The 24,220-nt window shown below is 71.6% G+C and carries 18 protein-coding genes and 2 pseudogenes; 12 read left to right on the top strand and 8 right to left on the bottom strand.

The genetic code is table 11. The features are described from left to right. The first annotated feature begins 203 nt into the window (after window positions 1–203). Window positions 204–7,175 (top strand): hypothetical protein, encoded by a 6,972-nt coding sequence (locus B0E53_RS37440; RefSeq protein WP_210405992.1) that lies wholly within the window; start codon window positions 204–206, stop codon window positions 7,173–7,175. Window positions 7,176–7,324: 149 nt separating this feature from the next. Beyond that, window positions 7,325–7,555 (top strand): annotated as a pseudogene (locus B0E53_RS40370) (transposase); the annotation flags it as partial. A gap of 203 nt (window positions 7,556–7,758) precedes the next feature. Here B0E53_RS40370 and B0E53_RS08345 read toward each other — a convergent pair. From B0E53_RS08345 to B0E53_RS08325, 5 genes are all read right to left on the bottom strand, one after another. Then, the gene (locus tag B0E53_RS08345; protein ID WP_107075480.1) at window positions 7,759–8,121 is read right to left on the bottom strand and encodes a hypothetical protein; all 363 of its coding nucleotides are present in this window, start codon (window positions 8,119–8,121) and stop codon (window positions 7,759–7,761) included. 11 nt (window positions 8,122–8,132) lie between these two features. After that, window positions 8,133–8,687 carry a TetR/AcrR family transcriptional regulator gene (locus B0E53_RS08340; protein WP_107075479.1) on the bottom strand — a complete coding sequence of 185 codons (555 nt, stop codon included), beginning with the start codon at window positions 8,685–8,687 and terminating at the stop codon, window positions 8,133–8,135. Between the two features lie 171 nt (window positions 8,688–8,858). Then, entirely contained in the window at window positions 8,859–9,230 is a 372-nt protein-coding gene (locus B0E53_RS08335; RefSeq protein WP_107075478.1) for a YciI family protein, read from the bottom strand. 1 nt (window position 9,231) lies between these two features. Beyond that, window positions 9,232–9,882: a DUF998 domain-containing protein gene (locus B0E53_RS08330; protein ID WP_107075477.1), complete on the bottom strand. Its 651-nt coding sequence runs from the start codon at window positions 9,880–9,882 to the stop codon at window positions 9,232–9,234. Between the two features lie 77 nt (window positions 9,883–9,959). After that, a complete protein-coding gene (locus B0E53_RS08325) occupies window positions 9,960–11,207 on the bottom strand; it encodes an RNA polymerase sigma factor (protein ID WP_107075476.1) in 1,248 nt (415 codons plus the stop codon). Window positions 11,208–11,271: 64 nt separating this feature from the next. On the opposite strand from B0E53_RS08325, the gene B0E53_RS38585 reads away from it, so the two are divergent. The 8 genes from B0E53_RS38585 (at window position 11,272) to B0E53_RS08285 (ending at window position 20,083) form a co-directional block, all read left to right on the top strand. Continuing rightward, window positions 11,272–11,676 (top strand): hypothetical protein, encoded by a 405-nt coding sequence (locus tag B0E53_RS38585; protein ID WP_210405991.1) that lies wholly within the window; start codon window positions 11,272–11,274, stop codon window positions 11,674–11,676. Window positions 11,677–11,722: 46 nt separating this feature from the next. Next, window positions 11,723–12,091, top strand: a complete 369-nt coding sequence (locus B0E53_RS08315) for a VOC family protein (protein ID WP_107075475.1) — start codon at window positions 11,723–11,725, stop codon at window positions 12,089–12,091. Between the two features lie 155 nt (window positions 12,092–12,246). Next, complete coding sequence (locus B0E53_RS08310; RefSeq protein WP_107075474.1) at window positions 12,247–13,119, top strand: alpha/beta hydrolase; 873 nt, start codon at window positions 12,247–12,249, stop codon at window positions 13,117–13,119. Window positions 13,120–13,144: 25 nt separating this feature from the next. After that, window positions 13,145–13,879 carry a DUF2071 domain-containing protein gene (locus B0E53_RS08305; RefSeq protein ID WP_107075473.1) on the top strand — a complete coding sequence of 245 codons (735 nt, stop codon included), beginning with the start codon at window positions 13,145–13,147 and terminating at the stop codon, window positions 13,877–13,879. A 19-nt stretch (window positions 13,880–13,898) separates the two neighbouring features. Continuing rightward, window positions 13,899–14,132, top strand: coding sequence for a hypothetical protein (locus B0E53_RS08300; RefSeq protein ID WP_107075472.1), 234 nt, complete (start codon window positions 13,899–13,901; stop codon window positions 14,130–14,132). 179 nt (window positions 14,133–14,311) lie between these two features. Continuing rightward, window positions 14,312–14,956 carry a hypothetical protein gene (locus B0E53_RS08295; RefSeq protein ID WP_146167619.1) on the top strand — a complete coding sequence of 215 codons (645 nt, stop codon included), beginning with the start codon at window positions 14,312–14,314 and terminating at the stop codon, window positions 14,954–14,956. Window positions 14,957–14,959: 3 nt separating this feature from the next. After that, entirely contained in the window at window positions 14,960–15,808 is an 849-nt protein-coding gene (locus tag B0E53_RS08290) for a cobalt transporter (protein ID WP_107075470.1), read from the top strand. Window positions 15,809–15,880: 72 nt separating this feature from the next. Continuing rightward, window positions 15,881–20,083 carry a LamG-like jellyroll fold domain-containing protein gene (locus tag B0E53_RS08285; RefSeq protein ID WP_107075469.1) on the top strand — a complete coding sequence of 1,401 codons (4,203 nt, stop codon included), beginning with the start codon at window positions 15,881–15,883 and terminating at the stop codon, window positions 20,081–20,083. A 122-nt stretch (window positions 20,084–20,205) separates the two neighbouring features. Here B0E53_RS08285 and yidD read toward each other — a convergent pair whose 3' ends face one another. After that, complete coding sequence (gene yidD / locus B0E53_RS08280) at window positions 20,206–20,568, bottom strand: membrane protein insertion efficiency factor YidD (RefSeq protein ID WP_246835298.1); 363 nt, start codon at window positions 20,566–20,568, stop codon at window positions 20,206–20,208. Beyond that, the gene (locus B0E53_RS08275; protein ID WP_210405990.1) at window positions 20,510–20,968 is read right to left on the bottom strand and encodes a hypothetical protein; all 459 of its coding nucleotides are present in this window, start codon (window positions 20,966–20,968) and stop codon (window positions 20,510–20,512) included. The genes yidD and B0E53_RS08275 overlap by 59 nt, the downstream gene beginning before the upstream one ends. Before the next feature lie 99 nt (window positions 20,969–21,067). Between B0E53_RS08275 and sigJ the strand changes: the two genes are divergently transcribed. Both sigJ and B0E53_RS08265 read left to right on the top strand, forming a co-directional pair. Next, window positions 21,068–21,976, top strand: coding sequence for an RNA polymerase sigma factor SigJ (gene sigJ / locus B0E53_RS08270; RefSeq protein ID WP_107075467.1), 909 nt, complete (start codon window positions 21,068–21,070; stop codon window positions 21,974–21,976). 124 nt (window positions 21,977–22,100) lie between these two features. Beyond that, window positions 22,101–22,982: an AraC family transcriptional regulator gene (locus tag B0E53_RS08265; protein ID WP_107075466.1), complete on the top strand. Its 882-nt coding sequence runs from the start codon at window positions 22,101–22,103 to the stop codon at window positions 22,980–22,982. A gap of 286 nt (window positions 22,983–23,268) precedes the next feature. On the opposite strand, the pseudogene B0E53_RS39170 reads toward B0E53_RS08265, so the two are convergent. Then, window positions 23,269–23,676 (bottom strand): annotated as a pseudogene (locus tag B0E53_RS39170) (phosphotransferase); the annotation flags it as partial. Window positions 23,677–24,220: the final 544 nt, after the last annotated feature.

The following is a 24,220-nucleotide window of genomic DNA, read 5'->3' as shown; positions in this document are numbered from 1 at the left end:
CGCTGCCCGGGGAGTTCGACCGGCAGGCGTTGCGCTCGGCCGTGCACCTGGCCGCCCAGCACCACATCGACCAGTACTTCACCACCGGCGCACCGACGCCCGTCACCCTGCCAGGCGGCGTCGTCCTGCCAGGCGGCGTCGTCCCGCCGGGGGGCGCTGGCGTGCCGGGGGGTCCCGGGGCGCCGCCGCCACCGTCGGAGGTCGTGCGCGCCGCGGTCGAGCGGGACGTGCGGGCCCACGTGGACCGGAGCCTCGACGCGATCCTCGGCGCCACTCCACTACCCGCCGCACCACTGACTGTGCCGCCCGCCGTGCCGTCGGCTGCGGTGGTCAGGCCCGACGCCGCGCAGGTGAACGCCGTGGCGGACGTGGTCCGGCAGGTGGTCACCGACCTGCCGGCCCGTGTCACGGCCGCGGCCATCCCCGACATCACCGCACCGCACACCACCCCGTCCCCGGCGGACACCCCGGCACACCGGCGTACCGACGCGCCGCCGGTGCCGGTGACTCCCGAGCAGCACACCGCAGCAGCGACCCGCCAGGCAGAAACCCAGTTCACCGCCCTGGCCCGCAAGTACGGCGTCGATCCGGCCAGCCACGACACCCTCGCCGGATCCTTCCAACAGGACTGGGTCAACGGATACCACCAGGTACTCGCCCAGGCCACCGGCAACGCCACGCCCGCCACCCCCAGCGTGCCGGGCACGTCCGAGGTGCCGGCCACGCCCAACGCGCCGGGCACTCCGGGCACGCCGGACGCGGCCGGCGCCCGTACTACGGTGCCGGGTGGCGCTGCCCCCCGCACCGACGGCACGCCGAACCACGACCACACCAGCGACAGGACGTCGGTCAGTGACCTGTCCGCCTCCGGCGACGACATTTTCAGCCGCGATAGCAGGCCCGACGACACCTTCACGGTCAGTGACCTCTCCTCACTGGACGAGCCGATCAGCCGCGACCCGGCCAAGCCCGACAGCGGGGACAGGGATCCGTTCAGTGACGCGTCCTCGTCGGCCGACTCGGTCGGTGGTGACCCGGCCGGACGCGGCGAGCCGGCCAGCACGGCACCGGAGCCGGCGGTCGCGGCGACCGGGCCGGCCGTCGCGGCGGCCGAGTCCGCGCGGCGGGTCGCCGACTGGATCGATCAGACACCGGTGGGCCCCGACAACAGCCGCGACCCGTGGTGGTGGTGCGTGCAGGCCACCCTCGACGCCTACACCACCGCCTACGGACGGCCCGGCAACCGGACGGTGTCCGACGACCGGATCCTCGGACCCGACGGCCGACCCGCACCCACCACGAGCTGGCCACAACTCCTGGACATCCTCGACGCGACACCCGAACGCGTCGCCCACCCCGACGGAGTCACACCAGAAGACGTACTCGCCGCGCTCAGGGCGGCACCGGGCTCGATGGTCGTGGTCAAGGTCGCACCACCCAACGAACCACAACACGTGTTCGCCCTCCACAGCCAACCACAACCCCCCGGACTACCGACGATCAAGGTGCGCGACGGCCTGGTCCCCGGCGCCGAGGACCGACCCGAACCACCCGACCCGACCACCGACCCGTGGCTGCGACACCTGTTCGCCTCAAGCACCCGACTCGCCGCGTTCGACAGCACCGGACGACCCACCACCATCACCAACCTCCTTCCCCAGCGCACCACCGCACACCCGCAGCCCACCACCACGACCAGCATCGACCCCAACGCCATCCTGCTCGCCTCCACCACCCCACCCCGCGGCCCGTCCCAAGCCATGCAGGCAGACACCACCTCCCCCGAACCGTCCGGCTCCCCCTGGCAGCCGTCCCTGCCGGAGGAGACTGGCGACGCGGCTGGCACCGGCCCGGCGTTTGTTGATCCGGAATTCCAGGATCTGAACGCGCTGAATCTGAACACACCGACGCTCTCCCCCTGGCAGCCGTCCGACCAGCCGGCTCGGTTGCCCGAGTCGGGCTCCGGGTCGTCGGACCCGGTCTCCGATTCGCTGCCGGGCCGGCCGGCGGCGATGGAATGGCACCCCCCGGCCGACGCCGGCTCTGACGCAGGCGGGCAGCTGTCGGACGGCGATGGTTACGCCGTGCCACCAGGATTCCCCGGTTACGAGTCGGGGGTTTCTGAGGCGCCGTTGAATCCCGGCGGTGGTGAGCCACCGACCGGCGCCGGGCGGGTTGTTGTGATGGAGGTGGACGCCGAACCGCGGACGCCGGTGCCACCGCCGGCGACGACGGCCCCGGCGCCGCCCGAGATCGTTTACTCCCCGGCGTGGGATGACTTCTTCCGGCAGGTGCTGGTCAGCGCGGGGGGCCAGGTGGCGGAGACGCTCGGTCTGCCGACGGTGGAGATTGATGATGTCCGCCACTATCTGGCCATCGAGCTTGACCGGATCGTCCAGCGTACGGATATCCGGCAGCGTCTGAAGTTGTCCAATCCTTCCTTGGAGGTGCTGCGGCAGGCGTTGGATTCCAGGCAGAGGTCTGTGCCCGGCCTGACGCAGATTTTGCCGCACCTGGTCTCGGAGGCGTTCGGGATCAATATCGCGGTGTCCGGCAGCGAGACCGTCAGGCACGATCAGGGTGCCGGCACCGGTCAGGGGCTCCTGCGCCGGTCTGCGGGCCGGGGACCGGCGGCAGCGCACGGCGGGCCCGACTCCGGTGAGTTCGGCTCCGAGTCGATGGTCCAGGAAACAGGCGATCGGGCAGGACTCCCAGCTGATGTGGCGGACGGGTGGACGGCGGGGAACCCGCCGCAGCTGACCGGCGGGTACACCAAAAAGGTCCAGGTCAACCGGCAAGGGCAGCTGACGATCACGGTGGGCGGTAAGAAGTCGGGTATCGGTGCGGCCGCAGCGGACCGGGAGGCGACGGTCTGGTTCGGTCGCACGGACGGGTCGCCTGCGGGTGAGCCGGCCGCGTGGATCAAGGTCGGGAGCCTGGAGGGCCGGGAGGGCGGCCCGTTCTGGCGGTGGCTGGACCCGGCCCCCACCCAAAAGGACTTGGACAGGCTGAAGACCTACAAGAGCAAGACCGAGCGTGCGGGCGAGTGGACGGCGGGGGACCCGCCGCAGCTGACCGGCGGGTACACCAAAAAGGTTCCGCTCGACCGGCTTGGGCGGCTGGCGTTCACGGTAGGCGGCAAGACGCCGGCTGTCGGTGTGGTCGCTGCGGACCGGGAGGCGACGGTCTGGTTCGGCCACCGCCGCACGGACGGGTCGCCTGCGGGTGAGCCGGCCGCGTGGATCAAGGTCGGGAGCCTGGAGGGCCGGGAGGGCGGCCCGTTCTGGCGGTGGCTGGACCCGGCCCCCACCCAAAAGGACCTGGACAGGCTGCGGAACTATGAGCCCCGGACCGTGCATGCGGGCGAGTGGACGGCGAGGAAGCCGCCGCAGCTGACCGACGGGTACACCAAAGAGGTCCAGGTCAACCAGCAAGGGCAGCTGACGATCACGGTGGACGGCAAGAAGCCGGGTGTCGGTGCGGCCGCAGCGGACCGGGAGGCGACGGTCTGGTTCGGTCGCACGGACGGGTCGCCTGCGGGTGAGCCGGCCGCGTGGATCGAGGTCGGGAGCCTGGAGGGCCGGGAGGGCGGCCCGTTCTGGCGGTGGCTGGACCCGGCCCCCACCGAGGACGACCTGAACAGGCTGAAGACCTACGAGCCCCGGACCGCGCATGCGGGCGAGTGGACGGCGGGGAGCCCGCCGCAGCTGACCGGCGGGTACACCAAAAAGGTTCCAATCGACCGATATGGGCGGCTGACGATCACGGTGGACGGCAAGACGCCGCGTGTCGGTGTGGTCGCTGCGGGCCGAGAGGCGACGGTCTGGTTCGGCCGCACGGACGGGTCGCCTGAGGGTGAGCCGGCCGCGTTGATCAAGGTCGAGAGCCTGAACGACCGGGACGGCGGCCCGTTCTGGCGGTGGCTGGACCCGGCCCCCACCGAGGACGACCTGAACCGGCTGAAGACCTACAAGAGCACGACCGAGCATGCGGGCGGGTGGACGGCGGGGAGCCCGCCGCAGCTGACCGGCGGGTACACCAAAATGGTTCCGATCGACCGGTATGGGCGGCTGACGATCACGGTGGACGGCAAGACGCCGCGTGTCGGTGTGGTCGCTGCGGGCCGAGAGGCGACGGTCTGGTTCGGCCGCACGGACGGGTCGCCTGAGGGTGAGCCGGCCGCGTTGATCAAGGTCGAGAGCCTGAACGACCGGGACGGCGGCCCGTTCTGGCGGTGGCTGGACCCGGCCCCCACCGAGGACGACCTGAACAGGCTGAAGACCTACAAGAGCACGACCGAGCGTGCGGGCGGGTGGACGGCGGGGAGCCCGCCGGAGCTGACCGGCGAGTACACCAAAAGGGTCCAGGTCAACCAGCAAGGGCAGCTGACGACCATGGTGGACGGCAAGAAGGTGGGTGTCGGTGTGATCGCTGCGGGCCGGGAGGCGACGGTTCGGTTCGGTTACCGCACGGACCGGCGGCCTGAGGGTGAGCCGGCCGCGTGGATCAAGGTCGAGAGCCTGAACGACCGGGGCGGCGGCCCGTTCTGGCGGTGGCTGGACCCGGCCCCCACGGAAGAGTACGTGGCCAGGCTGAGGTCCTACGAGAGCACGACCGTGCGTGCGGGCGGGCGGACGGTGGGGGACCCGCCGCTGCTGACCGGTGGGTCCAGCGGCAACGCCGCCGCGGTGGCACCCGCGTCAATTGGATCCGTGGGTATGGCATTCCAGGCGGCGCAGGACACGGTAGATTTCCCCGGTTCCAACACAGACGGCCCGATCCCATCGGTTGACGGGTCGTGGGCCCGTCCGGTGGTCGGGATTCCGGTGCAGGGCCAGCTGCGGCCAGGGGTGGCGAGCGCGCAGGTCGACCGGGGGCAGCCGGCAGTGCGGACGCCGACGGCCGCCCCCGCGCCGCAGCCGCAGCCGCAGCCGCAGCCGCAGCCGCTGGAGCGTTGGCCGCAGGCGGCCGGCCAGGCTGGCGCTACGCAAAGATCAGCCGACGCGTTCTGGGATGTTGTGGTGGACAGATCGTCGTTGGTGTCTTTGCAGCGGCCGGCCGTCGCGTCGGTGGCCGGCCCGGATCCGATGTTGCCGGTGCCGGCTGACGGGTACTGCATGCTGTACGCCTTCATCGCGACCGATCCGATCGGGGTCCGTGATGTGCTGCATCCGCGCCTGCCCGTGGACTTGGCCCGGTTCCTGTCCGATCCCGGCCGGGTGCGTACCAGCGTGGTGGGGCTGGTCGGGTCGGAGGTGTCCGGGGAGTCTGCGCTGGCGCGGGTGAGCGCGTTGTTGCAGGCCCACGTCCGGGGGTACCTGGACAGCAACGCCGGGCGGTTGCCCGCCGATGTGACCAGGCAGCGGACCAACTTCCGTGAGCAGCGTGTGCGGCAGGTGGCGGCCCTGAGCCACCAGCAGGTGCTGAATTGGCTGCGTTACCTTGACAGCTCTTACGTCACCGAAGCCGGCATGCTGCCTACGGTCGTGATCGAGCACCGGTACCACGCGGTGCGTGCCACGGCGATGCTGTCCGGCGGGCCGCTGGATCTCGGCGAGCCGACGGACGCGCCGCAGCGGCAACTGGACTTCCTCACGCAGCACAACCAGGGCTTCCCGGTGGAGGACCTGGCACCCGGCGCGGCCCGTGACTTCTTGGTCGGCGTGCTGAGCGAGTCCGACCGTCAGCTCGAACCCGACGAGCTCGCCGTGGTCCGAGCAGCGGTGGACAACTGGAAACAGCAGTGGAGCGCCCCGGCCGGGGAGTTTCTAGGCCCCCTGCTGGCCCACGCCACCGGCCGCCGGGTCACCATCTGGCGGGAATCCGGGTGGGGGGCGCAACCGATGATAAGCGCCGAGTACGGTCCGGCCGCCGGCCGGCCGGCCGACCTGTACCACGTCGCGGCCGACCCGAACAACCCGACCATCCTCAACCACTACAACGCCGCCGCCGTCAATAACGATCAGCAGGGCGCCGGGGCTTCCCCTGCGACGTCCGCGCCGGTCGACACCCAGCCGCGGCAGGTGCAGGTCGGTCAGGGGCCGCCGGCAGCGCGGACCTCGTCGCCTCCCCGACTGACGGCCACCATCAGGTCGCGGCCCGACCCCGACCAACCGAACCCGGAACCACGCACCACACCACTACAGCGGCGTCACCTCGGTCAGGGACGGACCGAGATCATCTGGGCCACCCCCGAGGAAGTATCAGCCGAACAAGAACTCGTGCTGATGCGAGAGATCACAGACAGCGTCCAACCAGACCCGGCAATGGACGACGCCTTTCCCTGGCGCGACGCTGACGACCCGCGCGGACGCGTCTATGCACCCTTCGCCGACGACGACGGCCAGGTACACCCCGTCGTCCGTGCCAACGCCGACCGCATCACCGCGAGCATGACCTCGGGCAGAAGGCTCCTGAAGGACATCGCCAGCAACCCGGACGACCCCCGGCTACCCTCCATACCAGACGAGGAGATGGAGCGCCTGTGGCCCCTGCTCGAGCAGATGGTCGCAGCGGAGATCCGCCGACTGGTGCTCGGCGAATCATTAGAAAACCGACGAGTCAAAGTCCTCCGCATGACCGCAAACCTCCTGGAGCCTCACGAACGCGGACCCGACAGCCTCGAAGGCAAGTTGGGATTGGCCCTGGACGACGCCCTCCTGCAGCAGTTCCTCATGGAATTGCTCGGCCCGTACCTCGGCGCCGTACTCGAAAATAAGCAACGAGAAGCAGCCTGGAAACAAATCTACCGGCTGTACCCATCCTATTCGATGAGCCTCGAAACCTACCGCACTTCCAACGAACGCCCTGGTCGTCGGTCTCGCGGTCGGCGACTTGTGGCTCCCCGACGAGGCAAGCGCAGCATCACCATGAGCGCCGAAGGCTTCGCAAACTCCATTGCTTTCGCCAACACCGCACTTAAACCCGGCACCAGGGAACCCGACATCTACCGCACCAACTCGGTGTACCTGCAATTCACCGTCAGGATCCCCGACAACGACAACAGAATCCGCCGACAAGAAATCATGATGCTCTTCGGTATGAACAACCTATTCGACCTCTCTATCAACCCCCATCGCATCGTCATCGCCGACTACGGCCCTGACTACTACGACGGGGAAGAGAATTTCCCACCCATCAAACAAGAACCCGACACCACACCCCCACCGACCTGAGAGGGCGGTTCGAAGATATTTGTGGTGATCCATGCATTTGCGTCCGGTTGGAGATCTTCCGGCTGATTCGCCATGGATAGTGGTTCCTCGATGTCAGAGAAGGTGAATCCTGGTCGTGACCGTCGTCCGGCTGCGGCGTCAGGTCGGTCATGGGTGATCGAAAGCCGTACCCCAGCGATGTCACCGACGAGCGGTGGGCGCTGATCGGGCCGTTCCTGCGGGCGTGGACGGCCAGGCGTGTCTCGGTCTCGGGGCATCTGGGTGACTACGACCTGCGGGAGATCGTGAACGCGATCCTCTACCAGAACCGGACCGGCTGTCAGTGGGCGTACCTGCCGCACGACCTGCCCCCGAAGTCGGCCACCTACTACTACTTCGCCAGGCCGAACGCCGACATGCCCTGCTCCGCCGGGTCGGCATGCGGTCCACGCAGACGCCTGAACAGCGCTTTGAGCGGTTCCCGACCCAGCCGATGGCGGGCCTTGACCGCCGCCGAAACCCCGGGATGCGCCATCGGCGGGTACGGATATCGGGTCGAAGCTGCCGGAACAGCACCCGCGCTTGAGTGGTAACTGATTTCGGATCAGGTGGTGGAGTGGGCGATGGCGTGCTCGACGAGGGCGACTGTGGCCCGGGGGTCGGCGACTTGAATGATGAGACGGGTGTAGCGCTCGTCGCGCAGTTGGATGACGACGGCTTTGGCCGGGTCGCGGACGTCCCAGAAGATGCGTTCACCATCGATGTGGAACGTACCGGCGATGATGACGCCGGGCAGGTGGGCGCCGGGCGCGCGGATGCCCTTTGGCTCCTTGATCACGCCGGGGTCGGCGGTGGCGCCTCGGACGTTGAGCAGCGGGATCGCCAGGCGGCTCTTGAGGGCCCAGAGCTTGTCCAGCCCTTCGATCTCGACGATGAGGCTGTCGTTGTCGATGCGTACCTTTGCCATGGAAAGCTCCTTCAGCGTTGCGGTTGGTGAATCCGGTCGAACAGGACCGTGCCGGCGCGGGCGGCGTCGACCCCGGTGCGGACCCGCAGACGCAGGCCGAGGATCGCCGCGGTGAGCGCGTAGGTCAGGGGTGACGGCGGGTCGTCGGCGGTCGCCGCGCCCTCGCCCAGGGTGAGATCGATGGCAGCGTCGAAGTCGCGCATGGCGCGGGCGACTTCCTCGGCCACCTCGGAGTCCACCGGCGCGCGTTCGACCACGGCCAGCAGCAGCAGGTCTAGGTCGGGGCTCGCGGTGTCGGCCACGAACATGTCCCGCAATGCTCGTGCCGGGTCGGGGGCCGCGGTGACCTTCGCCAGCAGTGGCCGGACCTGATGCTCCAGGTGCCACCGCAGGGCGACCAGGTACAGCCCGCGCTTGCTGCCGAAGACCTTGTACAGGCTGTTGCGGTGCACGCCGAGGTGCGTCACCAGGTCGTCGACGGAGATGCCGTCGTACGCCCTGGCGGCGAACAGGCTTGCCGCCGCCCTGATCACTTCGGTCTCGTCGAATGCTCTCGGTCGGCCCATGGAAGGACCCTAGCCGGTTTAGGAACGATCAGTCAAGAACGCTCGTTCCTAAACCCGGTTGCCGTCTCGCGAAGATCGCCAAGCACAACGGCTGGCACGGGTGGCACCGGAGATGTGCTCCGATGCCACCCGCTCCGCTTTCCGATAGCGGTTCAGCCCCAGTGCGTCATGTCAGCCTTCGTGCGGGCCTTCGCTGACCCGCCGGACGTCGACCTCGACGTCGAGCCCGCTCTCGGTGAAGACGTCGACGAACCGCTTCGCCCACTCGACCGCCTCCTCCTTCGACCGGACCTCGATCAGCCCGAACCCGGCGATCAGCTCCTTGGTCTCGGTGAACGGCCCGTCGGTGACGGTCTTCTTGCCCTTGGTCGCGGTGATCCGCGCCGACTCCTCGCTGCTCTTGCAGAGCCCCTCGGCGGCCAGCAGGATCCCCGCTCTGGAGACCTCCTCCATGTAGGCGCCCATCCGCTTCATGAACTCCGGCGACGGCTCGAAGTTGCCGGGAACGGCCTCGTCCAGCTTGTGCATCAGCATGTAACGCATCTCAGTGCTTCCTCTCGGTGATCGTGTGCAGGGAAACCGCGGTGAGCCAGCCGAAGACCAGGGCCGAGCCGAGCACCATCCGGACGCTCACGCTGTCCTGGTCGGGCCAGGCCATGACGACGACCGTCGCCAGGGCGACGAGGACCGACGACAGTGCGCCCACCCGCCCGAAGCGGCGGGCGAAGACCAGGCAGGCGACGGTGAGCGAGCCGAAGGAGAGCATCGCCCCGACCCCGTGCCCGTAGGAGTGCCAACTCATCGTCTCGGGGTTGCCCTCCGGCGCGCCGGCCGGCCAGCCCATGCTCGGGTCGGCGCGCAGCACCCCGGCGACGATCAGCCCGCCACCGAGCACCGCCACCAGCGCCGGCCCCCACGCCGCGGCCGGTCCGCCGCGCAGCGCCCGCCGGAAGCCGGCCGCCCCGGCGAGGGCCAGCAGCCCGGAGAGGACGAAGTTGGCGATCTGGATCCAGCCGTACTCGCCGAGGGCGAGCAGGCTGAGCGGCTGCCGGCTCAGGTCGAAGCCGTCCCGGGTGAACGCCTGGGCGAGGCCCAGCCCGAGGAACAGCGGCCCGGCGGCGGCGCCCGCGGCGAGCAGGGTGGCGGTCGAGACAACCCGTGTGGTCCCGGCCTGGGTGAGCGTCGTACTGGTCATCTCGATCTCCTCGTCATCGGTTCTCGCTGACGCGTCGATCGGGGCGACCCGGATCCGACATGGGTTCTCAAGATTTTTTATTCGTCGCAGGCGGCGGCCCGGTCGAGCAGCAGGGCCCGCTCGCGGGCGTTGCCGGTCAGCGACGCCGCCCGCTCGAACTCGGCCCGTGCCTCCGCGTGCCGGCCCAGCTTGAAGAGCAGGTCGCCGACCACGCTGGGCAGCAGGTGGTAGCCGGCCAGCGCCGATTCGGACTCCAGCTCCCGCGCCAGTTCGAGGCCGGCGGCCGGCCCGTCGGCCTGGGCGACGGCGACGGCCCGGTTCAGTTCCACCACGGGCGAGGGCACGAGCCGGGCCAGTTCCGCGTAGAGGGTCGCGATCCGCGCCCAGTCGGTCTCTTCCGGGGTACGCGCCCGCGCGTGGCAGGCCGCGATCTCGGCCTGGAGGGTGTACGGGCCGGGGTGGTCGGTGCGGGCCCTGTCGAGGGCGGCGAGGCCGCGCCGGATGAGCAACTGGTCCCAGCGGCTGCGGTCCTGGTCGTTGAGGAGGATCGGCGTGCCGTCGGGGGCGGTGCGGGCGCGGGTACGCGACGCCTGGATCTCCAGCAGCGCGGCCAGCCCGTGCACCTCGGGCTCGTCGGGCATGAGCCCCTGCAGCAGCCGGGCCAGACGGAGCGCTTCCTGGCAGAGGGCGGGGCGCATCCAGTCGTCCCCGGCCGTGGCCGAGTAGCCCTCGTTGAAGATGAGGTAGACGACTTCGAGAACCGAGTCGAGGCGTTCGGCGGCTTCGGCCGGGCCTGGCACCTCGAAGGGGATCTTGGCGGTGGCGAGGGTCTGCTTGGCCCGGGTGATGCGCTGCCCGACGGTGGGTTCGGTGGTGAGGAAGGCGCGGGCGATCTCGCCGGTGGTGAGGCCGCCGAGCAGCCGCAGGGTGAGCGCGGCGCGGGCGATCGGCGACAGGATCGGGTGGCAGGCCACGAAGATCAGCCGCAGCAGGTCGTCCTCGATGTGCTCGTCCAGCGCGGCGTCGAAGTCGGGGGTGACCTGCTCGTCGAGGTCCCGGCCGAGCTCGGCGAGCGTACGCTGCTGGGTCTGTCTGCGGCGCAGCATGTCGACGGCCCGGCGCTTGCCGACGGTCGTCAGCCACGCCCCGGGATTGGCCGGCACACCGTCGCGCGGCCACTGCTCCAGCGCGGCGACCAGCGCGTCCTGGGCCAGCTCCTCGGCCTGGCCGACGTCGCGGACCAGCGCCGCGATGCCGGCGACCACCCGGCCGGCCTCCATCCGCCACACCGCCTCGACGGTGCGCCGCGCGTCGGACTCCCCCATGGGCACATCTCAGCAGGCCGGTCCGACGTTCACCAGCACCGGGGTGGGCAGGCACGATGGCGGGATGGACGAGGACGAGTGGTACCGCCGCCACGGCCTGCGCCCGGCCGACCTGGGGCCGGTGCGCGCCCTGCTCCGCGAGCAGACCGCGCTGGGTGCCCACAACGACAGTGCGCTCATCCACCTCGCCTGCGTGCAGTTGTTCCTGCACGGTGACCTGGCCGACGTGCCGCTGATCTGGCGGGCGAAGCACTCCAGCTTCGACGCCGCCTGCTCGGTGGAGTGGCAGCTGCTCTGCGGCGCGGGCCGGGACCGCACCCTCGATCACCTGCGGGCGCTCGGCACGGCGGAGGCCGGGGAGGTGGTGGCGTACCTGTCGTCGGTCCACCCGGAGGACGTGGCGGCCTTCAGCATCGACGAGCAGTCCCGGTGGTACGCGGAGTACTACGAGGCAGAGGAAGTGTCGTAGCCGGCTCGTAGCCTGGCGCGGTCAACGACGATCGCTGGGAGGCGACGTGCTCGACCACTTCTCCGTCATGGTGCGCGACCTGCCGGCCAGCGCCGCCTTCTACGACGCGGTGCTCGCCCCGCTGGGCGGTCGGCGGATCATGGAGCCCGGCCCGATCGGCTACGGCGTCGACAGTCCCGACTTCTGGCTGGTCCCCGCGCCCGCCGAGGCCGGCACGTCGCTGGAGGCACACATCGCCTTCACCGCCCCCGACCGGGCCGCCGTGCAGGCGTTCCACGACGCCGCGGTCGCGGCCGGTGCGGAGGTGCTGCACGCGCCGCGGGTGTGGCCGGAATACCACCCGACCTACTTCGGGGCGTTCGTCCGCGACCCGGACGGCAACAACGTCGAGGCCGTCTGCCACCGGCCGGAGTGAGGCGTCCCCGCTTCCCGGCCGGCCTCGGGACCCGGTGCGGCAACACCGGTCCGGCGGCGGCCCGGCGCATCGGGCGCCGGGCCGCCGCGCTACCACCGGGTCCCGGTCGTTGAACCGGGCGGGTCCACGAGGGCCCGGACAGGAGGTGGCATCCGGTGTTCGAGGGCTTCGCGGAGGTGGACGTTGTCACCTCCGACACGACGATCCACGGGCGGCGGGGTGGTGACGGGCCGCCGGTCCTGCTGCTGCACGGCATGCCCGAGACGCACCTCATGTGGCACCGGGTCGCGCCCAGGCTCGCGGAGCGGTTCACCGTGGTCGCCACGGACCTGCGCGGTTTCGGCGACAGCGGTGCGCCGCCCAGCGCGCCGGACCACGCCCCGTACAGCATGCGGCGGGTGGCCGCCGAGCAGGTGGAGGTCATGCGGCTGCTGGGCTACGACCGGTTCGCGGTCGTGGGGCACGATCGCGGCGGGCGGTGCGCGTACCGGATGGCGCTGGACCATCCCGACGCGGTGAGCCGCCTCGCGGTGCTCGACATCGTGCCCACCGGCGACGCGTTCGACCGGGCCGACATGGCCTTCAGCCTGGGGTTCTGGCTCTGGTCGTTCCTGGCCGCGCCCGAGCCGGTGCCGGAGCGGCTGGTCGCGCGGGCGCCGGAGGTCATCGTCGATCACATGCTCGACGATCTGTCGGAGGTGCCGGACGCCTTTCCCGCGGCCGTGCGGGCGGAGTACGTGGCGAAGCTCGGCAGGCCGGAGGCCGTTCACGCGATCTGCGAGCAGTACCGGGCGGCGGCGACCCTCGACTACGAGCACGACCGGGCCGACCGGGGCCGGCGGCGGATCGGCTGTCCGGTGCTGGCGCTGTGGGGGCATGCCGGCCCGGTGGCGACGTGGTACCGGCCGCTCGAGGTGTGGCGGGCCTGGGCGGACCAGGTCGAGGGCGGTCCGGTCGCGGCCGGGCACTTCCTGCCCGAGGAGGCGCCCGACGAGACGCTGCGGCACCTGCTGGCGTTCCTCGCTTGACCGCCGCAGGGGGCACGATGGGCACGTGGACATCGAGCCGGTCGACTGCGCGCCCGTCCGGGCGTTCCCGCGCGCGTGGCTGCGGCAGCGCTGGCAGGACCTCACCTTCCTGCACTGGGCGGTCGAGCCGGAGGTGGTCGCGCCGCTGCTGCCCGCCGGCACCCGCCCCGACACCCTCGACGGGCTCAGCTACGTCGGGCTGATCGGCTTCCGGATGGTCGGGCTGGGCCTCGGCCGGGGACCGGGGGTGCCGTACTTCGGCACCTTCTGGGAGACCAACGTCCGGCTCTACTCGGTCGACGGCACCGGGCGGCGGGCCGTGGTGTTCCGCTCGCTGGACGCCTCCCGGCTGGTGCCGGTGCTGGTCGCGCAGCTGAGCCTGCGGCTGCCGTACAAGTGGTCGGCGATGCGGCTGGACCGGGACGGGGACCGCCTCACCTACCGCTGCCGGCGCCGCTGGCCCGGCCCGGCCGGCGCGTCGAGCCGGATGGCGGTCCGGGTCGGTGCGCCGATCGCCGACCCGACCCCGCTGGAGCACTTCCTCACCGCCCGCTGGGGCCTGCACACCCGGGCGTACGGGCGCACCCTGCACCTGCCGAACTGGCATCCGCAGTGGCCGCTGCACCGGGCCGAGCTGCTGCACCTCGACGACGGCCTCGTTGCCGCCGCCGGGTTGCCGCCGCCAGCCGGACCGCCGGTGAGCGTGCTCTACTCGCCCGGCATCCCGGTCGTGTTCGGCGGCCCGGCACCGCTGCCCTGAGGTGTCAGCGAAAGCGGGTGTGGGTGCCGCGCGGCAAGCCCGGCCGGCAGCGGCGGACCCGGTCGGCGGCCAGCCGTCCGCCCACCGCGCCGTGGTCGTCATCGTCATCACCCACCCGCACGCGGGCGACGAGGCGTGCGCGGCCCTCGGGGCGCTGCGGACCGCCGAGGTGGAACTGGCGCAGCCGCTGGGCGAACGGGCGGTCCTCGAGGTGCGGCAGGGCCTGCCGGTCCCGGCGACGATCGCCGGATAGGTCTTTGAAGTACGGCAATCTCCCTGTCAACGTTCGCTCAGTTTCCGTGACCTCGTTGGTCACCTGCGGCCGAAACGATCACCGGGTCCCCGGCCGACCTCCGAGCGAATGGCGGGTCCACCGTGTCCTCCGCGCACCGTGCTCTGCGTCTATTGTGGGCGGCATTCGCACTGGCGCTGGTGGGCGCGCTGGTCCCGGACCCGGCCTCGGCGCATCCCTTCGGCGCCCCACAGCAGATTGAGGTCGCCGGTGAGGGCGATCATCGTGTTCGGGTCCGCTGGCTCGTCGGCGGAGCCGACGACCTGACGCTGCTCGGCATCGACCTCGGCGTGCTGCCGAAGGACCGGGTGATGCTGGACGGTGCGGTGACCTACGAGGACTCCGACGCCGAGGCGATGACCAAGGCCTCCGAGCTCGCCGGGTACCTGACCGAGCGGATCATCGTGACCCAGGACGGGCGGTCCTGCGACGGCGAGGTGAGCATCGCCGGTGACCTGACGAAGGACGGCGCCGAGGTGCTTTTCACCTGCCCCGAACCGGTGAGCACGGTGACCGTGACGTCCCGGATGCTCACCGACCTGCACGAGGCCTACCGGACGCTCGCGCGAGGCCCCGGCGGCCAGAAGGCCGTGTACGACGCCCGGCACGAGTCGGCCGACTGGAACGTCTCGGCCGGCGGGGGCACCCGATCCGACCTTGCGCCAACCCGATCTGCGGTGGCTACGGACGAGAGCGCCCGGCAACTCCTCGTCGTCGGAGGCGTCATGCTGGCCGCCGTCGCGGCCGGAATCTTCTGGTACCGCCGACGGCGACGAAGGGCCTGACACATGGATGCGACCACCAGCATCGGCACCGTCCTCCTCGGTTCCGGTCCTGCCGTCCACCTCGCCATCGGTGATCTCTTCGGCGCCGCCGGGTTGGGCGATCGGCTGATCGAGACGGTGCAGTCACCGGGTTTCGTGCCGGTGGCGCTGGTGATCGCGTTCCTGGCCGGGGCCGCACACGGGCTCGCGCCCGGCCACGGCAAGAGCCTCGCCGCGGCGTACCTGATCGGTTCCCGCGGCCGGGTCCGCGACGCCGCCTGGCTGGGAGTCTCGGTGGCCGTCATGCACACCGTCTCGGTGCTGGCCATCGCTGTCGCCTGGACCTTCTTCTCCCTCTCCGACCTGGTCAGCCTGGAGCGCCTGACCACCGGGCTCCAGCTGGCCGCCGGCCTGACCGTCGTCGCCGTCGGGCTCTGGCTGCTGCGACGCCACCTGCGCGGGCGCGGTCACAGCCATGCCCACAGCCACAGTCATGACCACAGCCACGGCCATGCGCATAGCCACAGCCATGACCACGGCCACACCTCGCGGCCGGGACTGCTCCTGCTGGGCGTGTCCGGCGGTCTGACGCCGTCGCCGGCGGCCTTCCTCGTGCTGGTGACCGGCATCTTCGCCGGCCGGGCCGGGTTCGCCCTGGTCCTGGTCGCCTGCTTCGGCCTCGGGCTCGCCGCGGTGCTCTTCACCGTCGGGCTTTTGGCGCTCACCGGCCGCTCCCTCGTGGTACGCGCCGGCTCCTCCCGCGCCCTCCTGCACGTGGCCGCGCGGGTGGCCCCCGTGCTGGCCGCCTGCGGGATCACCCTCATCGGCCTCGGCATCTCCGCCGCCGCCGTGGCCGGCCTGCCCGGCACCTGACCCGATCCCCGCGGATCGGCGACCAGTGACCCACCACCAACACCAGAAGAACCCGCAACCAAAGGAGATGTCGTGACGACACGACTCGCGATCGCCCGAGGGTGGCGCCGGCTCGGCGCGTCCGCCCTCGGGCTCGCGGTGGCCGCCGGCGCGCTGCTGTTACCCGCCCAGGACGCGCCGACGCTCGGCAGCGTCAACCAGGTCGCCGCGGCCGTCCCGGCCGCCGACGTGCTCGACGTCGCCTTCACCGGCGGCACCGCCACCGACCGGGCGCAGAACCTCACCCCCACCACCTGGGGCGCTCCGACCTACGCCACCGACACCACGTTCGACCACCAACTCCTGAAGGTGGACGGCGTCGACGACGCAATCTCCTTCGACTTCACCGACCAGTGGAGCCGGTTCTCCACCGGCTTTGCCATCGAGTGCGTCTTCCGGATCGACACCGCCATGCCGGTCAGCGGCGAGAAGGACCTCTGCTCCGACAAGGAGGGCGGCGGCTTCTCCGTCTACGTCACCGGCGGCAACCTCGGCACGATGGCCCACATCGGTGGCGGCTACAAGTCCGTGCTGACGCCGATCACCGGTAACCGCTGGTACCACGCCGTCTCGGCCTGGGACGGCCAGATGCTGCGCCTCTACCTCAACGGCCAGCTGGCCGGCTCCGCCGGCGCCACCGGCGCGCTCACCCCGCCCGCCGCGACCTCGCGCCGGTTCGTGATCGGTGCCGACGCGGCCCCCACCGGCATCGGGCAGGTCGCCCCGCCGGCCTCCTTCGCCGCCAGCAAGGTCTGGAGCCGGTCACTGACCGCCGCCGAGACGGCCGAGCTGGCCTCCGCGTACGGACTCGCGCCGCAGGTGCCCGTCGCCGACGTCCTCGACGTCGACTTCGACGACAGCACCCCGAAGGACGACGCGCAGAACCTCGCCGTCACCACCGTCGGCGAGCCGGTCATCGCGCAGGACAGCGCGGTGAAGGTGCCGGTCGCGTCCTTCGACGGCGCCAACGACGCGTACGCCTACGCGATGGGCGACGCGCAGTGGGCGAAGATCCGCAACCAGGTCTCGATCGAGTGCACCTTCAAGGACAACGGCACCCTGCCCAACTCCGGTGAGCACTCGGTGTGCTCGGAGAAGGAGAGCGGCGGCTACTCGATCGTGGTGTACGGCGACAAGCTGACCTTCGCCGTGTACGCCAACGGCGCGTACCGCAACGCCCAGGTGGCGATCTCCTCCGGCCGCTGGTACCACGCCGTCGGCACCTGGGACGGCGCCACGGCCCGCCTGTACGTCGACGGTGTCCTGGCCGCCTCGGTCGCCGCGCCCGCCCCGCTGGGGCTGCCGGGCGGCGCCGCCCGCAACAGCTTCTACGTGGGCGCCGACGCGGTCAACCAGTTCTGGGCGCCGGCGACCGTACGCAACGCCCGCATCTACTCCCGGGTCCTGGGCCTGGACGAGGTGCAGGCCCTCAACGTCGCCGCGCTCGGTGACGTCCGGGACGCGGGTGTCGCGGTCACCGCGACCGTGCCGGCCGAGGGTGCCCACCTCAGCCGCCCGACCGAGTTCCAGCTGACCGTCGCCAACCAGGGCAACGCCACCGGTTGGCGCTACCTGCTCGACGGCCAGCCCGTCCAGGTCGGCCAGGAGATCGGCGCCGGCCTGAAGTCCGGCGGCCACACCCTGGAGATCTCGGCGACCGACGTGTTCGGCAAGGCGGTCACCAGGACCGTCCGGTTCACCTCCGACGCCATCCCGACCGGTGGTGGCACCGACGTCGGCCAGGGCAGCGGCCGGGTCACCCTTTCGGCGATCGCCCACAACCCCGACGGCGGTGACGTCACCACCACCTTCAAGCAGGCCACCCCGAGCGTGCCGGCGGGCGGCTTCCAGGGCGTCGTCCCGGTCATGCCCTCCACCCTCGACTTTTCCTACACCGAGGGCGGCCAGATCGGCGCGAGCCCGCGCCCCGACGGCAAGCTCGCGAACAGCCCGTCCACCGGCACCATCCCGTTCCAGCGGTTCGACGTCCAGGTGCCGCCGTCGGGCGAGCGCCGCCAGATCCTGTGGAGCGGCGTGGTCGACCCCGAGCGGGCCGTCTCCCTGCTCGCCTGGAACACCGCCACCACGGCGTGGACCGAACTCGCCACCGCGCGCGGCCAGGCCGAGAGTGACACCACGCTGAAGGCCGCCGTCCGGCCCGAGGTTGTCGACAACGGCACGGTGCACGTCCTGGTGGTCGGTGTCGACCCGTTCGCCGACGACCTCGCGCCGCGCGACGGCTCGGCCGGCGCCCCGGCGAACCGGGACCACTTCGACGACCCCGCGTCGTACGACTTCTCCCTCGCCCACTTCACCGACACCCAGTACCTCGCCGAGGGCGCGGCCGGCGGCACGTACGACGACTTCGACGGCGTCGACGAGCCGACCGACAAGATGACGATGGAGGAGCGGGCGCTCTGGCAGAAGTCCTACCGGGACACCACCCGGTGGCTCGCGGCGAACGGCTCCGGCAAGAAGATCGCCTACACCGCGCACACCGGTGACGTCATCGAGAACGACTACTCCGACCCGCTCGCCAAGGACTCGAACGGCAACCTGCTCTACCCGGGCCTGGACGAGCAGGTGACCCGCGAGTTCCAGTTCACCTCGGAGGCGCAGCGGACCCTCGATGAGGCGGGCCTGGTCAACCAGGTCGTCGCGGGTAACCACGACAACCAGGGCGGCAACGAGACCGGCCCGGCGTCCCGCTTCAACCGGTACTACGGGCCGGACCGGTACTACGACGGCTCACAGAAGTGGCCGGCCGTGTCCAAGGCGTCCTACCACGCGTGGGACGAGACCACCGACGCGGCAGGCAACACGGTCACCCGGGGCAAGGACAACCAGAACAACTACGTCCTGTTCTCCGCCGGCGGTCTGGACTTCGTGGCCGTCGGCCTGTCCTACGGCGTCACCCAGGCAGAGGCCGGCTGGGCCAGCTCGGTGTTCCAGCGGTACCACGACCGCAACGGCATCCTGCTCACCCACGCCTACCTCGCCCCGTCCGGGACGCCGGACGGCCGCGGAGCCAACTTCTCCACCGACGGCTCCCGGGCCTTCTCGACCATCGTCCAGTCCAACCCGAACGTGTTCCTGGTCCTCGCCGGCCACGAGCACGGCGTCGGCACCAACCTCAAGACCGGCGTCGGCGTGACGGTGTCCCACGACGTGGTCGAGCTGCTCGCGGACTACCAGTTCTACAAGATGACCGCCGGCGAGCTGTGGCCGGAGAAGGTCGACGCCAACGGCAACCTCGACCTCAACGGCGACGGCACCGTCGACCACAAGGCGACCGACCTGCTTCAGTTCGGCGCCAGCTTCCTGCGCCTGCTGCAGATCGACGTCGAGCGGTCCGAGATGAGCATCGACACCTATTCGCCGATGCTGAACAACTTCAGCGCCACCGAGTACGACGACCGCAAGCGCTACAACGGCGCCGAGGACAACATGGTGCTGCCGATCGACCTGTCCAGCCGGACCACCAGCTTCGGCACGGACAGCCTGGTCGTCGTCACCCCGACCGACACGGTGATCGGCACGGCCACCGCGAAGTCGGGCTGGCCGGCCAGCGTGGCGTGGCAGGGCCTGACCGAGGGCGAGCTGTACGCCTGGACCAGCACCAGCCGCACCGGCGACGGTGACCAGGTCGGCTCGGCCGACCAGTTCGGCGGCTTCTTCACCGCCACCGCCGCCGGCACCGACGTCACCCCGCCGGTGCTCACCGTCCCCGCGTCGACCACGGTTCAGCAGGGCACGGACTTCGACCCGCTCGCCGGGGTCACCGCGGTCGACAACACCGCCGGCGACGTCACCGACAAGATCCAGGTGGTCGGCGCCGTCGACACCGGCACCCCGGGCAGCTACGCCCTCACCTACCTGGTCTCCGACACCAACGGCAACCAGGCGGTCGCCAGCCGCGTGGTCACCGTGACGAAGATCCCGACCGACGTGAGCATCCCGACGTCGGTCCGCGCCGACGACGTGACGGCCACCTGGCGCAAGAGCGTGAAGCTCACCGCCACGGTCACGCCGACCTCGGCGACCGGCCCCGTGCAGTTCCTCATCGGCGAGGACGTGCTGTGCGAGGCCCAGGTGAAGAAGGGCACGGCGACCTGCACCGTCGACCGGCTGCCCAGCCCCGGCACGCACCAGGTCCGGGCCGTCTACGGCGGCGACAGGAAGCACGCGCCGTCGTACGACGACTTCACCCTGACGGTGGTCGAGCGCCGGCGCTGATCGAAGGATTCATGCACCCCTGAGCGGGGCCGGCCTGATCAGGCCGGCCCCGCTTCCCGTCACCGTCACCGTCACGGGACGTTGCCGCGGCGCAGGCCGCCGTGGACCAGTGTGGTGAGCCGTCAGCGCAGCGGGTCGTGGGTGCCGCGCGGGACGTCGGGCCGGCAGCGGCGGACCCGGTCGGCGGCCAGCCGCCCGCCCACCGCGAGGCCGTACTTCTCCACGGCCGCCAGGCCGTACGCGCTGCAGGTGGGCGTGTAGCGGCACTGGGCGGGCCAGCGGTGCGACAGCCAGCGGCGGTAGCCGAGGATGGCGGCACGGCCGGCGCGGTCCATGGCGGGCCCACGGACCACGCCGGCGGCCACCGAGCCGAGGGTCAGCAGCAGGGAGAAGAGGCCGAGGTCGCAGCAGCCCGGGCCGTCACAGTCAGGGACGTCGCAGTTGCACCAGTCCCGGTCCTTCTTCTTGTGGCGCCGCTTCCGCATGATCACCAGGCCATGATGCGACACGCGCGCCAGCGACCTGGGCCAGCGCCAGCACGCTCAGGCCGAACATCAGGACACCCAGGGGAAGATGGACCGACGGGACGTGCGCGATGCCCAGTACGACCTGGACCGAGGCGAGCACGAGGAACCCGGACGCGTGCCAGATCGGCCGGGGCGAGCCGCCGCCGGGCTTCCACGCCAGCACCGCCGCGAGCACGTAGAGCATCGACGCCCCGTACATGACACGGGCTCCGGCGCTGTGCAGCGTCTCCCCGTACGACGAGGTCAGCAGCAGTCCGGCGGAGATCGCCTGAAGGAAGATGGTCAGGGTCTGGAGGGCGATCGCGATCCGCAGGAACGTGGAGCTGCGTGGTGCCGTCGCCGTCACCTGGGTGGCCATGTCATTCCCCTTTTCCGCCCTCGGGCAGTAGGTCGATAAGGTCTCACCAGCCCGACGACGCGGGCCTGCGAAAGGTAAGGCGAGGGGGCGGCCGGGAGCGTGGGGACTGTCGCGACCAGCGCGGATGAGGTACTCGGCGAGCGACGCCAGCTGATCAACGTCGCTTACCGGCTGCTCGGTTCGGTGACCGAGGCCGAGGACGCCGTACAGGATGCCTACGCACGCTGGTACGGGCTGCCGCGAAGCCGGCGGGAGGAGATCCGGTCCCCGGGCGCCTGGCTGACGACGGTGACCAGCCGCATCTGCCTGGACCTGCTCGGCTCGGCGCGGGCCCGCCGGGAACGTTATGTCGGCGCGTGGCTGCCCGAGCCGCTGCCCGACCGCGGCGAGTGGGACCGCACGGCTGCGGCGGAGCCCACCGGCCGCGTAAACCCCGCCGACCAGATCGTGCTGGACGAGTCGGTGGCCATGGCCTTCCTCGTCGTCCTGGAGTCGATGACGCCCGCCGAGCGGGTGGCGTTCGTCCTGCACGAGGTCTTCCGGTACCCGTTCGCCGAGATCGCCGGCGTCCTGGAGCGGACCCCCGCGGCCTGCAAGCAACTGGCGTCCTCGGCCCGGCGGCGGGTGACGGTCGCGCCCGCCCCGGTGCCGGCCGCCGGGCAGGCCGACGTGGTGCGGCACGTCAAGAAGGCGTGGGAGACCAGGGACATCGCCGCCCTCGTCGCTCTCCTCAACCCGGCCGCCGTGATGACCGCCGACGGCGGCGGCATGGTGGGCACCGCCCTGCACCCGGTCGAGGGTGGCGCGCTCATCGCCCGGTACATGGTCGCCATCGCCGAGCGGGCTCCGGGGCTCGAACTCCTGGAACGGACGGTCAACGGCGTGCCTGGCCTGGTGGCCCGGCGGGCCGGCGTCGTCGAGACCGTGGCCTCGTTCGACGTCGCCGACGGGCGCGTCACCCGCATCTGGGTGGTCCGCAACCCCGAGAAGCTGCGGCCGTGGGGCTAGGCCGCCCTCCCTCCGCCGAGCGGGAGCGCCGGCCAGTTCGACCCGACCGGATCGGGTCCGGCGGGGTCGGGTAGGACGGATGCCGGGTGCCTAGCGTCGAGGGTGTCAACGGAAGGAGCACCGGGTGCTGGAGCGGCTCAACCAGGCCATGGACCACCTCGAACGCCACCTCGACGAACCGCTCGACGTGGCCGGGCTGGCCCGGATCGCCTGCACGTCGGAGCACCACTTCCGGCGGCTCTTCTCGGCCCTGGCCGGGATGCCGCTGTCGGAGTACGTGCGCCGGCGCCGGCTCACCCTGGCCGGCGCCGAGGTGCTGAACGGTGAGGCGTCGCTGCTCGACGTGGCGGTCCGCTGGGGGTACGGCTCGAACGAGGCGTTCGCCCGGGCGTTCCGCGCGGTGCACGGGGTCGGCCCGGCCGAGGCCCGGCGCACCGGCGCGGTGTTGCGGTCGCAGCCGCGGATGTCCTTCCGGCTCGTCGTCGAAGGGAGCACCAGCATGGACTACCGGATCGTGACCAAGGACGCCTTCCAGCTCGCCGGGGTGAAGGCCCGGGTGCCGCTGGTCCACGAGGGGATGAACCCGCACATCGTGGCGTTCATCAAGGGCCTCGACCCGGAGACGGTACGCCGGATCGAGGCGCTCTCCGACCAGGAGCCGCGCGGCATCGTCAACGTCAGCGACGACCTGGCCGGCTCCCGGGACGAGGGCACCGAGCTGGACTACTGGCACGCGGTGGTGACCGGCGCGGACGTGCCGGAGGACCTGGACCGCCTGCCGGTGGCGGCCGGTTCCTGGGCGGTGTTCACCGTGTCGGGCGAGTTCCCGCAGGCGGTGCAGTACCTGTGGCGGGACGTGTTCACCCAGTGGTTCCCGTCCAACCCCTACGAGAGCCGCCCGGGGCCGGAGATCTCGAAGGTGCGGGTGTCGGCGGACGGCAGCACCGCCGACGCCGAGCTGTGGATCCCGGTGCGTCAGGCCGCGGCGGCGGCCCGTTCCAGGTAGGCCGGCACGTCGCCGAGGTGGTAGGGGTGCTCGCTCGGCTCGATGCCGGCGAGGAACATCGCATACACGGCGGCCATCCGCAGGTGGGCGACGGGGCCGAGCAGCTGCACGGCGCGCTCCGGGTCGCTGCCCGGCACGTCGGCCCGCCAGCGGGCGGCCCAGGCGTCGAGCAGCCGGGCGGCGACGGGCGGATCGAGGGTCTCGGTGAGCCGCAGGATGTCGAAGGGGGGTGGCCGACGAACGCGTCGCCCCAGTCGATGACCACTCGCCGGGTGCCGTCGCCGCGCACGTTGCCCGGGTGCAGGTCGCCGTGCACGAGGGTGTCGGGCAGGCCGCAGTCGCGGACCTGGTCGAGCCGGTCGTCGAGGCCGGCGAGCAGGTCGGCGGCCACGGTCCGGTCGTGCGGGGCCAGCCGGTCGCGGATCCAGCCGGCCAGTGCCGGCCCGCGCCGATCGGGTACGCCGGCCGCGACGAGCCCGGCGGCCTCACCGGCGGCGCGGAGCTGGACGGCGTGGTGCTCGGCGGCGACGGCGGCCCGTTCCGCCTCGTCGGCGCCGTAACGGTCCTCGCCGGGCACGTGGTCGAGCAGGATCCGGCCGGTGTCGTCGGCGGCGAGCAGGGTGGGGGCGGTCGTGTGCGCGGCGGCGCCGAGCCAGCGCAGCACGGCCGCCTCGTGCCGGAGGAACGGGGGCACCTGCTTGAGCCAGGCGCTGCCGGCCGGGTCGTCGAGCCGCCAGATCGCCGACAGGTTCCAGGTGCGGTGCTGCGCCACGGCGGTGACCGGCCGGCCGAGGCGGCGCAGCTCACCGGTGGCCCAGGCGACGCTGCGGGCCGGGCCGCCGGGCTCGGCGTACGGGGCGCGCAGCGGGTGCGGGGTCAGGTCGACCGGCGCCGGGGTCAGGGGTACGGCGGGTGGGGCGGTGACCTGACCGAGGTAGGTGAGGTGACCGCCGGGCGGCTCGGGACGGTCGCCGGCGAGCAGCCGCAGCACGGCGACGTCGACGCCGTAGCGGCGGCGGGCCTCGTCGACGATCGAGCCGACCTGCTGCCACCACGGCTCCGGCACGTCGTACGGGGGCAGGGCGCCGAGCGGCCGGCCGGCGGGGTCGAGCAGGACCAGGGTCACGGTGCGGGACACCTGGCGGACGGTAGCCGCGCGTCCCTGAGGGACGCGAACGGTTAATCGGGGGTCGGTGGGGGTCCAGCCCGGATGTCCCCGGCCCGGCCGGCGAGCAGGC

This window comes from Micromonospora sp. MH33 (genome assembly GCF_003013775.1).
Taxonomy (GTDB): Bacteria; Actinomycetota; Actinomycetes; order Mycobacteriales; family Micromonosporaceae; genus Micromonospora; species Micromonospora fulviviridis.
Note: the sequence above shows the minus strand (reverse complement) of the source record. Positions and strands in the feature narration are given on the sequence as shown.